The organism is Streptomyces sp. NPDC055140 (genome assembly GCF_053607285.1).
In genome coordinates this window covers 1-10,967 of sequence record NZ_JBSGTG010000066.1, presented here as the reverse complement: position 1 = coordinate 10,967, position 10,967 = coordinate 1, and the positions used below count along the sequence as shown (strand labels likewise).

Here is a 10,967-nt window from a genome sequence, read left to right as displayed (position 1 = left end):
CTCGACAGCTGCATCGGTCATCGGAACTACCCGAGCATGCCCGTTGACCATGCTGTCGCACCGCGAAACTCCAAGATCCCCGACAGAGTCAAGCTAGGGGCGCATGTAGCGCAGCAGAACGCGGACCGCGTTATCCGAAGCTCGATGCGAAGCTGCCCACAAGCAAGAGCGCGAGGGAAGTGACAGGTCCGAGCCACTCCGGGAGCCCGATCGTGCTGCGCTTCTCGAAGCCATGTCCGGCCCTTGGTACGGCGGCGTCGCGGCGACGCAGCAGCTCCTGCGCGACGGCGTCCCGCTTGGCCTTGCCCGTCAGAGGAGCGGCGTCGAGTGCAGCCACCGGAAGGCGACCGTATCCCGACACGACAAGGGTGAGGGCAGTCCGCCCCTCCAGCGCCGTGATCGAGTGGTAGGGGACGAGGTAGTGCGTGAACAGATTGTTCACGCGGAAGCGATCCTGCCCGAACGATACGTATGGGTTCAGGAACAGCCGCCAAATCATGTACTGGGCGAACAACGTGGGAGCCAGCGGGATCAGGCGCGTCAGCCACGAGCCACTCACGGCCGCGTGCTCCTGGAGCAACACCACCTGCAATGCCACCAGCCCTGCCTGTCCTGCGATGGCCCACACCACCTTGGGGATTCTTCTGATCCTCGCCACCGAGCCGGTTCTTTCGTCGTGTCCACTCGGACAGTCCTGCCCAGCCCCCGGGAATCGGGCGGGGCAGGAAACCTACTACGTACTGTCCGACGGGTCACCCTCGCAGCCACAGTGTTGACAGCCTTGCCTCGCCGTTGAGACTCCGCTGACCTCATGCGGAAAGACGCGCCACGCCACCAGGCCCATTCGGCTGGGTGATGGCGAGGTGCGCGCCACGAGGGAGGGGTCAGTCCGCGGCGATCAGTACGTCTCCCTCATTGTCATACCAGCCGATGCTCACTGCCCCGTCGCCAGTGTCACGTACGTCGAGTTGCCTGCTCTCGTCCGGAACGGTCATGGCCGGCAATCGCAGGGTGTGGAGGAGTCGTCCGGTGCCCGAGTCGAGGACGAGCAGGTCGGCGCGGATCCGGCGACCCGTGTCCTTCCCCGTGAGGAACGGCTGGCGTACGACGTACACCCGGCCGTCGGCGATCTCGGGGTACCCGTACTCCTGGCCGGTCGGCGCCCGCAGCTGCCAAGCAAGGTGTCCGTCCCGGGTGCCGTAGGCGCGCAGGAGAGTGTAGTGGTCCTCCTCGGATCGGTCATCGGGGTCGATGGCCGACAGTACGATGCCGCCTCCCGCGGCGACCGCGTCCCATGCATCCGCGGCAGTGAGAGCGCGCGCAGTGGCCCCTTGGCGGTTCACGTCGAGCAGCTGAATGGCCGGCGGGTGGTCCGCATCAGGGATGACCAGTGTGTGCTCGCCTCCCCTGACCATCAGCTTGGGGGCCGCGGTGTGCTGCTGCCACAGAACCTTGCCCGTGCGGTTGTCGATGCCGAGCAGGAGGTTGTACTGGCCCCTGTCGAAGTTCGTCACGTTGCAGACCAAGGAGACGACGCTCAGGTGGCCCGGGAAGGCGTACGCAGTGATCAGGAGTCCGTCGGGGCAGGATTTGGGCGTCTTCGCAGTCCACAGACTCCGGCCGTCGCGCTCGGCGAAGGCACGCACGGCACCGGGGGCCTCGGTGAGAGCTTGGCCGCCGACGAGCGCCGTGGTCCGATAGCCCTTGGCATGCTGGATGTCTACGCGCCACAGCAGCTTGCCCGTGCGCAGATCGACGCCGATGAGTCTCCCGTCGCCGAAGGCGGCCACCACGGTGCGTTCCGACACGTCGGACGTATCCACACCTGGCTCCGAGTCTGGGCGCTCGTAGCGCCAGTACTCCTTGCCGGTCCGCACGTTCGCCGCAGTCACGCCGGAGAGCGAACCTGTCTCCCGTACGTACAGTCCGTGGACCAAGGCTTCATCGAATCCCGAAGTCCGACGTACGACGCGGTCAGGCGCGACCGGGGCACCGGCGCCGAACGCGGCGGGAAAGGGGCCGTGGGCTCCAGTGACCACGTCCCGTGGCTGCTGCTGCCTGTGCACCCACAAGTCGCTCATCGAGAGGAGGAGCAGCGCGATGAGCAGACCCCATACCTGACGGCGGGCCAGCGCCCGCACTTCCGCACCCTTCGGAACGTGCTTGCCCGGTCCGCCCGACAGCCCCACTCCTGGTTCTCCCAGCAAATTCATCCGTCGCGCCACAACAGCCCCCCGGCCCTGCCCCTGATCACCGTGACCCGATGGCTGAGGGATTCTCACCTTCCGCAGAAGGGCAGCACAAGGGCTGCGGTGTGGTTGCCGTGAATCGACAGGTGGTTCCCGAGTGTCCCTGTCCATTCCCCGGGCTTCTGCCTGGTTTGCACTCTGAGAGCGAGGGCCATTGGCTGCCTCAGTTTCCGTCTTACTCACTGCCGTTCGGAGTCGTTCGCACCGGTACGGCAGGTCCAATCGGGCACTGCTGGGGTTTGCGCAGCAGTGAAGCCGAGCACCAGCCGAGTCGGGGAGCGGAGGACAGGCGGTCGAGGTGACGCGATGTCACGGCTGTCCGCCGAGCCCGATCTTCTTCACCCCGAACGGGGAGAAGACCATATGGGCAGCCCAGCCGTGGTGGATGAGAGCGATCTGGGACGGCACTGGCGTCAGCGGATAGATGGCCTTGCCCCGCGACCAGTTCGCGAGCAGGCCCTAGGCCCCGGAGAAGCCGGCGGGACCTTGAGCCGGTACGCGCTGGGTATCACACACGGTCACCATCTGGCTGGGTTCCCCGGGGGACCGGAGGCAGCTGAAAACGAGCCGACCACCATCAGACCCGCGTCGAGGCAGCCGTTGACCGGACGCACCCTCGGTTGCACAAAACCGCTCGCGGTTGGCAGCCACCGGCGCGACGCTGTCACGATGCCTGCAGAGACCGCTTACCACGACGAAGTCGGCGACTACTTCGCAAAGAACGCCGACACCAGCCCCTACAACGCGCACACCGACCGGCCGGCGATGCTCGCGCTGGCGGGGGATGTTGCCGGGCTGAAGATTCTCGATGTCGGCTGTGGGGCTGGGCATTACGCGGCCGAACTCCTGGCGGGTGGTGCCGAGGTAGTCGGAATCGACGGCAGCGCAACTCTGTTGAGTCACGCGCGGGAGCGATTGGGCGACCGGGCCGAACTGCGCATGCACGACGCGGAGAAGCCGCTGGACTTCATCGATGACGCGTCGTTCGACGGAGTCGTGTGCGCATTGATGCTCCACCACATCGCCGACCGGCCGCGTCTCCTCAGCGACCTACGACGCGTCCTGCGTCCTGGAGGGTGGCTGCTGGTCTCGACGACCCACCCGACGGCTGACTGGAGGAAATTCGGTGGCTCGTACTACGCCGAGGACTGGGTAGACCTCCCGCTCGCCGGGGGACCGTTGGCCGTCCACTACCAGCGCATGCCGCTGGAAACGTTCCTGAACGAGCTGCTGACCGCCGGATTCATGCTTGAAAGACTCATCGAGCCTCGCCCGACGCCCGGCCTGCGAGAACTCGACGAAACGGCCTACAACAAGCTCCACCAGGCTCCGTGCTTCCTTGCTGTCAGGCTCCTGCGGCCCTGACAGCACGCAATCCCTGCCTCCCGGTGAACGCGCACAGTCACTGCCCCGTCTTCCAAGCGCCAGAACTGGCGACACCTGAATACGCGCGCCCACCAGTACCAAGGCCGCGCCCGCCGGGCGGATACGGCGCAACTCGCGTGTGGGGGCATCGGTGGCAAGTCCGGCCAGGGTCCCGCACCGGCGGGTGCCGGGCAGGGAGCATGGAGGGCATGACCACTGAGCATCCCGCCGAGCGGGGCGGCACCGGGCGCGACTTGTTCGCCGCCTTCTCCGAGCGGGCATCGAACGTCACCAGCTCGCCGCTGTTCTCCGCCCTGTGCGTGCTCCTGGTCCTCGGCATGGTCGCCATACACCTTGCGCACCTGCCGCTGCCCTGGCTGATCTTCGCGGGGGACGTCACGGCGGCCGTCAACCTGCTCTTGCTCGCTCTACTGACGAACACCGAACGGCGTGACGCGCACGCGGTTCAGCGCAAGCTGGACGCCATCGCGGCGGCAATGCTGGAGCAGCGCGAGGGCGCAAGCCATACAGCGGCCGACGAGCTACGGCGTGCCATCCGCATGGAGGAGAAGCAGTAACGGGGCTGCGTCTCGAGGCTGCAGACCGCTCGGCGGAGAGGAACTGAGGCCGACCGCTTGACTGCTGCAGGTCGGTGAGCCTGTTCACCGTGTCCCCGGGCCACCCTCGCCTGCGCCCCTGACCCTGGCCCAGGCGGACACTCGCCCACGACGATAGCGCTGTGCGGGCCGGTCTTCGGGCCAGGGCAGGTCCCGAATCGTGTTTTCGAGCGGCACAGGCATGAGTCGAGCACCCGACGTACGCGGCCCACGGTCAAGGACATGCCTCCGGCGGGGGATCGGCCGGCACCGGACGGGATGGGAGCCGGGGGTGGGGAATGGGGGGCAGGTTGGATGCCGGGTGTACCTGAGTACGTTGGCAACCTCAAGCTGACAGAGGGGTGGGGCCCGTGCAGATCGCCGGAGTGGACTTGTACGTCAACAATCCGATCATGGCTTTGGGGTCCCCGGACTGGATCCGCGACGACTTGGCGCTGGAGGGGACTCCCGCTGCGTCCTCTGATACTCACGTCCTCGTTCGTGTTCAAGCGCAGATCGTTCTGATCAAGGTGCGGCTGTTCAAGGACCACGGTCAGGGTGTCGTCGCCGATCCCTCGTTCACCACAGTCTTTGACGGGTCGCTCTACTTGGCCGACCGGCGTTTCGTGATCGGGGACGTGCTGGGAGAGAGCCGGTTCGTCAAGTACATCGGTGGACCTCAGCGGTGGCGAGTACGGGTCGCAGTTGATGACCCAAAGGGGTACGCGCGTGCTGCCGACGTAGTCCTGTGCGCTGAGGAGTAGAGATGCGTCGGCTGACATCAGCGGCTGACACCAACAAGCAAGAACGGCAGCGATCGGCGCTGAACCTCAGTGAATGATCGGCTGAGGTGTAGCCCCGGTTGAGCTACGGATCAGAAGGCGAGCCTCCCGAACAGCACAAGGCCCCTCGATGATCACCCGAGGGGCCTTGGCGCATCCGTCACGTTCTAGACGGGCGAAGAATCACGGGTCACAGCGCTTCCCGGTTCTCCTTCGGCGCCTCTCCCGACTTATGCACTGGAGGCAAGACACTCCAGGGGTAGTTGCTCCAAGCGCCGAGGTGCCTAGGGCTCGTCCGGCGGATCATGGGCCGAGCCAGGGCCGGACCGAGGCGAGGGCCGGCCAGTGCCCTAATCGTGTTGACCGCCCCCGGCAGGCAGTGCTGGAGTCGGCACGTGGACAGCATCCCCGCCAACCGGCGGCTCTGGAACCAGATCAGCAGCGCCTACCAGCACGAGCACGACCCGCAAATCGGCGCCACACCCCGGCTGTGGGGCATGTACTCCATCCCCGACGCGCACCTGCACGCCCTGGGCGACGTCACCGGCAAGCGCGTCCTAGAACTCGGCTGCGGCGCCGGCCAGTGGTCCAGGACGCTCGCCGCCGAGGGCGCCACCGTGGTCGGGCTCGACCTGTCCGAAGCCCAACTCGCCGCAGCGGCCCGCGCGATGGGAGCGGCCCGCTACCCGCTAGTGCAAGGCGCCGCCGAACAACTCCCCTTCGCCGCCGACAGCTTCGACCTGGTGTTCTGCGACTTCGGTGGGCTCAGCTGGGCGCCCCCGCACCTGGCCGTCCCGCAGGCCGCACGCGTCTTGGGCCGAGGCGGGCGCCTGGTGTTCAACGTCGCCAGCCCATGGTTCGAAGCCTGCTACGACGAAGCCGCCAGCCGCGTGACCACGACGCTGCAGCAGGACTACTTCGGGCTGAACATCATCGCCGAAGACGACGGTGCGACCAGCTATCAGCTCACCTACGGCGACTGGGTCAAGGTCCTGTGCGGCGCGGGTCTCATCATCGACGACCTCATCGAGCCGCGGCCCGAACTCGGAACACCCAACGGCTACAACGAAACCGACCCACCCGACTGGGCACACCGCTGGCCGGCGGAACTGCTCTGGGTAACCCACAAACCGTAAGTTCCGCCGCGCCGAGACGTGAAGGCATCCCCTCGCCGGACAGGCCCCAGTAGTACTCCAGCTGTAGATTGCTTGGCTGGTGGCGGCTATGTTCTTCGCGGTTTGCGTGGCCTGCCCCAGCTGCCGTGCGGCCGGTTTCGTTCCTGGGCCAGCATCATGGCGTCGAACTGGGTCTTGCTGGTCACTGCTCGTGGTTCAGGTACGAGCGTGGTCGCAGTCGATCGCCATGGGACAGCCGAGGCCCAGCCGACCAGGGGCATGGTCTCGTCGTAGTGTGGAGCGAACTGTGCGACGATGATGGTGGGCATCTGATAGTTCAGGTTGCGGACGTGTTCGATGAACGCGCCGGATAGCGAGACATGGTGCGTTTCCACGTAGTGCGGGAAGTCCTGGCGCCACAGCCAGGAACCGTCGGTCACCAGGGATGAGCACCCCGCAGAGTGCCGGTGGGCGCTCCCGGTGATGACGTCACGTCCGCCTTCCATGACGTCGATGAGGGCGTGGCCGGCGTCCAGGTAGGCCACCAGGTCCATCTCATCCGGCTCACCGACAGGCTGGACGGCATCGCGTATCGATCCGTTCGGCTGGCCGCAGCTGTTGTCCAGTTCGTCGTAGAAGCCCAGCAATCCCAGCACTACGTCTCCTTCGACGAGCCTTTCCATCCCGCTGGCACTCGTAGACGCTGCCACCGTTGATCATCGGCGTGTGAAGACAAACGATCACGCGGTGGCCGCAGGTCACAGCGTAGACGCTGCCCACTGGCAGGAAGCGTTCGAGTGGGATCATCCATGTATGGCAGACGCACGGCTCCCCCAAGGATGGACTCTTCAGCAGATCCGCGATGTATCGGGGGACCGAGAGGCTGTCGCCCTGGATCCCGATCGGTCAGTGAAGTGGGTCGGCTTCGGCGAGGCCCACGAGATGCCACGCCCAGAGGTCGTTCTCGGGTTCCACAGTCTGTGTCTCGTGAAGCCTGTCGACGACGACTGGTACATGGGCAGCCTGTACGACGGCAGCATCGACTGTTGGACCGCCTACGGCGACCTGTACGAGGCGCTACGCGGCCTCTAGGAGCATGCGCCACGGCTCCGCGTGCGAGACGCACTGAGTGTCTATCTGCGTCACAACCACGACGCACAACTGCGAACAGCCCAAGCTCAAATGCCAGACGCGTCTGCACAGCGAAAGCCGTAGGGTTCCGTCCATGGTGACTGCGACTGTCCGCGAGTGGGACGACGAGGAAGGGTGGGGTGTTCTTGACTCATCCGAGACCCCCGGCGGCTGCTTCGGCCACTACGCCGACATCCAGGCGACCGGCTTCCGCACGCTTTCGGCCGGCCAGCAGGTCGAACTCACATGGGAAGCCCCTGGCTTCAAGCAGGACGGGTACGACTACCGCGCGGTGAGCATCGTGCCTCGGACTGCCTGACATCCACAGCTGACATCAACTACGGCGTACGTCCACGGTCCCCAGCAGTCCGCAACGCCACCGCACTCTTCACCGCGACATGCAGTAGCTCCCGGTTGATCGAACTTACAAGGCAGATGTCGGCGGTTCGAAACCGTCCGCGCCCACCAGGTTCGGGAGGCGGGCGGCATCGGCAGTCCTAGATCGACTGCGAGGCCTGCGAGATGCCTGACGGCGGTCTGCGAACCGGTGGCGCGGTGGAACTTTCTCCACTTCATCAAGGCGCACGGCTGCGCTCCGCTCCGCCGGGCGCGCTTCCCGGCTCCGCTCTGGGGCGCCGCTCCTGCCTTCGGCCCGCTCCGCCCCCGGCTGCGCCGACGCCCGCCCACGTTGGATAGGCCCGGAAGTCATGAGTCGAGCACCCGACGTTCGCGGCCCACGGTCAAGGACGATGCCTCCGGCGGGGGATCGGCCGGCACCGGGGTGGAGGGGCGCCGTTCCCGTCTGCGGGCACATCGTGGCGAGCGTGGTGGGCTCCCATCCCGTCCACCGTCGACCCAGGCAGAGCCGAGCAGACGCGGCCCATGGCGTCCAGGTCGTTCGTACAGTGGCGCGCTCCACCTGGACGCCATGAACCACGCCCGCTCCACGGACGTGTGGGTCGACGGCGGACGGGATGGGAGCTGGGGAGAGTTGTGGGTGAAGCTGTCGGTACCGTGCAGCTCTCGGAGCGGACGACGACAGGGGCAACATGGGCAGTAACGCACCGCATCAAGACTTCCGGGTCGGCGACGTCCTGCGTGTGAGCTGCCCGCAGGCGCAGGGGCAAGTGGCCCACGTGTCCCGTTTCTATGTCTCGGTCGAGTGGCCATGGGCCGAGATCGATCCGCAGTCTCAGTTCAGGTGGAATGGCCAGAGAGCCTTCGCGGTGTCGGCCGACTCCCCGGAATGGGCCATGAGCCTGTTCAAGACCGACCCTGAGCCATGGAACCTGCACGTCGGTGGCAGCTGCCTCGTCGGCATACCTGAGACGCTGGTGCGGATCATTGATATCGGCCGCTACGACCCTCCACAGGATGTGGGCTGGCTTCCCCGCCCACACACGATGCTGGTCGTAGTGCCTGCCGACTACCCCGACGAGGCTCTATCCGAGGATGCCGGAGACACGATCGATCTTGACTCAGTGGCCCCGCTGACCGTCGAGCTTGTGTCCCGGAGCTGACCCAAACGTGCCCTTCATGTCAAGGGCGCCTGGATCGTCTGACATCAGCGGCTGACACCAACAGGGGCGTACGGCACCGATCAACGCCGAACCTCAGCGACAGCCGGACCAGGGGAGCAGTGCGACGGCGATTGGGAGCACGAATGGGGCGTCAAGATCGCGACGCTCGACAACCCCGGGTGGACCATCACAATTGATCTTGAGGACACTTCGCTCGAAGAGTGCGAGCACCCCAAGCAGGCCATCACGCGCGGCCCCAATGACTGGATCTTCGCGCGAGTGGTAGACCGTCAATTCGACGGCGCCTGCGGTCCCGGCAACTTGACCGAGCTCCTGACGATGTTCCGGACGTGGGCCGAAGAGCGCTAGCTGTACAGCAGCGAAGTACAGCAACCGGCCGTGTACAGCAGAGCCTGGAGGAGACCGGAAGTTGACCGGTCTGACCGTCGATAACCGATCCACATAGAGCTACGGATTAGATGTCCCCCGTGCCACAACCGTGCCAGAACGAGCGGGGAGCCACGGGGAACGGCAGGCGCTGGCAGGGCCTGCACCCCACGTTCGCCAAAGTGCTCCTTCCCCAGGTCAGCCGCCGAGTCACTCAACCTCGCCCCTAAAGCGGTGTTCCCGAGCACGCGGGCGCAGCAGGCCAGAGTAGCTCCGCTGACCTTGCTATAAGGTGCGCGTGAGGAGGGCCCAATGCCAGAGAAGCGACGTGCGCCTATGCGGGACTGGTTGTTCGCACTGGGGTGCTTCGCATGCAGCTTCGCATTCATCATCGACGTTGGGGTCAGGGCGGTGACTGAGTCCAGCATGATCACGCGAGCCGGGGCGATTTTCGGTCTGGTCGTTCTGGCCTTCGGTGTGGGAACCGTCTTTGGCCGGGTACAGGAGCGGCGGAAACTCAACGCCCAAGGTCCCCAGGGCGCCCCTGCTCCTGACATCAGCGCCGGGCCGAACGGCGTGAACGACGCCCAGTGATCGACCTGATAAGGATGAGGCCACAGGTTCAAATCCTGTTAGCCCACCAGCCGGGGCGTCGTTAGCCGGACCATGGACTTCTTCCGGAGATGCAGCCACCAGGGATAGCCTTCCAGTCCGTTCGAAGGCTACTGGAGGCTCTCTGTGCACACCGCCGTCTTCCTGCTGCGGGATGCGCTGGGCCTAGTACTCCAGCTGTAGATCGTGGTCTTCATGTCTGGGATGCGGCTTGCCGTAGGTAATGGCTGGTCAGTGACCGTGCCTGGTGGCGGCGTCGCCAGTCGGACCAGCCGAGCCGGTGGGCCAGATCGTGAAGAGGCCGGACGGCAACGGTGATGAACAGTCGCTGGATCTCATTGCAGGTCAGCGGGATCAGACCGTCGGGTCCCGGCCGGTGGGCATGCTCGTCGGCTCGGACGACGGCGAGGAAGGCGTGGGCGAGCATGGCGAGGGTGACCCAGCGGCTCCAGGAGGGGTAGCGGCGGACCTGGTGCTCGTCGAGCCCGGCCAGGCCCTTCCCGGCCTGGAAGGTTTCCTCCACTCGCCACCTGGAACCGGCGATACTTACCAGGGTGTTCAGCGGCACCAGCTGGGCGGAATGGCAGCGGTAGTAGGCCAGTTCGCCGGTGGCTCGGTTGCGGCGGATCAGCAGCTGGCGCCCTCCTGATCCCGTGGCGACCAGATCGATCACGGCCCAGTCGTAGAAACGCTGTCCCTTCGCTCCCTGTCCGGCGGACAGCTTCTGCCAGGCCCGCCGGGGCAGCTTGGCAGCCAGGGCATCCGCACGGAACTTGCCTGCTCCGGTGGCCACTTCGGCCGAGCAGGCCACTGCGAGCACGTAGCCCATGCCACGTTCCTCCAGAGCGGACCGCAGTTTCGGGTTACCGCCATAGACCTCGTCGCCGGTCACCCAGCCGACATGGTGTCCGGCGTCCAGGAACCGTTCGATCATCACGCGGGCCAACTCCGGCTTGGTCGCGAAGTCGGTGTCCTCGCCGAGTCCGGCCGCCCGGCAGCGGTCGGGGTCAGAGATCCAGGAGCGCGGGATGTACAGCTCACGGTCCACCGCTGCGTGCCCGCGGGCGCCGGCGTAGACAAGGTAGACGGCGACCTGGGAGTTCTCGATCCGGCCGGGGGCCCGTATTTCAATAAGTGCTCGGCAGAGGGGGGTTGGTGGGAATCTGAGATATGACCCCGTGTCAGTCAGGCCGCGTTGCCGCTCGTGCTC

At 66.0% G+C, this 10,967-nt stretch carries 12 protein-coding genes; 8 read left to right on the top strand and 4 right to left on the bottom strand.

Going from position 1 to position 10,967, the window contains the following annotated elements:
- Positions 1–130: 130 nt before the first annotated feature.
- A complete protein-coding gene (locus ACWFR4_RS46125) occupies positions 131–631 on the bottom strand; it encodes a hypothetical protein (protein WP_354391290.1) in 501 nt (166 codons plus the stop codon).
- A 253-nt stretch (positions 632–884) separates the two neighbouring features.
- Positions 885–2,081, bottom strand: a complete 1,197-nt coding sequence (locus tag ACWFR4_RS46120; protein WP_453657652.1) for an outer membrane protein assembly factor BamB family protein — start codon at positions 2,079–2,081, stop codon at positions 885–887.
- Between the two features lie 837 nt (positions 2,082–2,918).
- Between ACWFR4_RS46120 and ACWFR4_RS46115 the strand changes: the two genes are divergently transcribed.
- The 4 genes from ACWFR4_RS46115 (at position 2,919) to ACWFR4_RS46100 (ending at position 6,128) form a co-directional block, all read left to right on the top strand.
- Entirely contained in the window at positions 2,919–3,614 is a 696-nt protein-coding gene (locus ACWFR4_RS46115; RefSeq protein ID WP_453657648.1) for a class I SAM-dependent methyltransferase, read from the top strand.
- 209 nt (positions 3,615–3,823) lie between these two features.
- Positions 3,824–4,192 (top strand): hypothetical protein, encoded by a 369-nt coding sequence (locus ACWFR4_RS46110; RefSeq protein WP_453467516.1) that lies wholly within the window; start codon positions 3,824–3,826, stop codon positions 4,190–4,192.
- Between the two features lie 389 nt (positions 4,193–4,581).
- A complete protein-coding gene (locus tag ACWFR4_RS46105; protein WP_453467518.1) occupies positions 4,582–4,974 on the top strand; it encodes a hypothetical protein in 393 nt (130 codons plus the stop codon).
- Between the two features lie 413 nt (positions 4,975–5,387).
- Complete coding sequence (locus ACWFR4_RS46100) at positions 5,388–6,128, top strand: class I SAM-dependent methyltransferase (RefSeq protein WP_453657646.1); 741 nt, start codon at positions 5,388–5,390, stop codon at positions 6,126–6,128.
- Between the two features lie 86 nt (positions 6,129–6,214).
- Here the strand turns inward: ACWFR4_RS46100 and ACWFR4_RS46095 are convergent, their stop codons facing one another.
- The gene (locus ACWFR4_RS46095) at positions 6,215–6,763 is read right to left on the bottom strand and encodes a hypothetical protein (RefSeq protein ID WP_453657644.1); all 549 of its coding nucleotides are present in this window, start codon (positions 6,761–6,763) and stop codon (positions 6,215–6,217) included.
- A gap of 569 nt (positions 6,764–7,332) precedes the next feature.
- Between ACWFR4_RS46095 and ACWFR4_RS46090 the strand changes: the two genes are divergently transcribed.
- From ACWFR4_RS46090 to ACWFR4_RS46075, 4 genes are all read left to right on the top strand, one after another.
- On the top strand, positions 7,333–7,557 hold the full coding sequence (locus tag ACWFR4_RS46090; RefSeq protein WP_453467523.1) for a cold shock domain-containing protein: 225 nt from the start codon (positions 7,333–7,335) through the stop codon (positions 7,555–7,557).
- Between the two features lie 730 nt (positions 7,558–8,287).
- Complete coding sequence (locus ACWFR4_RS46085; protein ID WP_453657642.1) at positions 8,288–8,758, top strand: hypothetical protein; 471 nt, start codon at positions 8,288–8,290, stop codon at positions 8,756–8,758.
- Between the two features lie 51 nt (positions 8,759–8,809).
- A complete protein-coding gene (locus ACWFR4_RS46080) occupies positions 8,810–9,127 on the top strand; it encodes an immunity 53 family protein (RefSeq protein WP_453657650.1) in 318 nt (105 codons plus the stop codon).
- Positions 9,128–9,457: 330 nt separating this feature from the next.
- Complete coding sequence (locus tag ACWFR4_RS46075; RefSeq protein ID WP_453657640.1) at positions 9,458–9,739, top strand: hypothetical protein; 282 nt, start codon at positions 9,458–9,460, stop codon at positions 9,737–9,739.
- Positions 9,740–9,950: 211 nt separating this feature from the next.
- Here ACWFR4_RS46075 and ACWFR4_RS46070 read toward each other — a convergent pair.
- Positions 9,951–10,967: IS701 family transposase (locus tag ACWFR4_RS46070; RefSeq protein ID WP_453657638.1), on the bottom strand; the 1,017-nt coding region annotated here is incomplete at its 5' end.

What these genes read in the sequence shown, in the direction of transcription:
- ACWFR4_RS46090 (WP_453467523.1), top strand. Translation starts at nt 7,333, where the DNA reads ATGGTGACTGCGACTGTCCGCGAGTGGGACGACGAGGAAGGGTGGGGT.
- ACWFR4_RS46110 (WP_453467516.1), top strand. Translation starts at nt 3,824, where the DNA reads ATGACCACTGAGCATCCCGCCGAGCGGGGCGGCACCGGGCGCGACTTG.
- ACWFR4_RS46085 (WP_453657642.1), top strand. Translation starts at nt 8,288, where the DNA reads ATGGGCAGTAACGCACCGCATCAAGACTTCCGGGTCGGCGACGTCCTG.
- ACWFR4_RS46120 (WP_453657652.1), bottom strand. Translation starts at nt 2,081, where the DNA reads ATGAGCGACTTGTGGGTGCACAGGCAGCAGCAGCCACGGGACGTGGTC.
- ACWFR4_RS46075 (WP_453657640.1), top strand. Translation starts at nt 9,458, where the DNA reads ATGCCAGAGAAGCGACGTGCGCCTATGCGGGACTGGTTGTTCGCACTG.
- ACWFR4_RS46115 (WP_453657648.1), top strand. Translation starts at nt 2,919, where the DNA reads ATGCCTGCAGAGACCGCTTACCACGACGAAGTCGGCGACTACTTCGCA.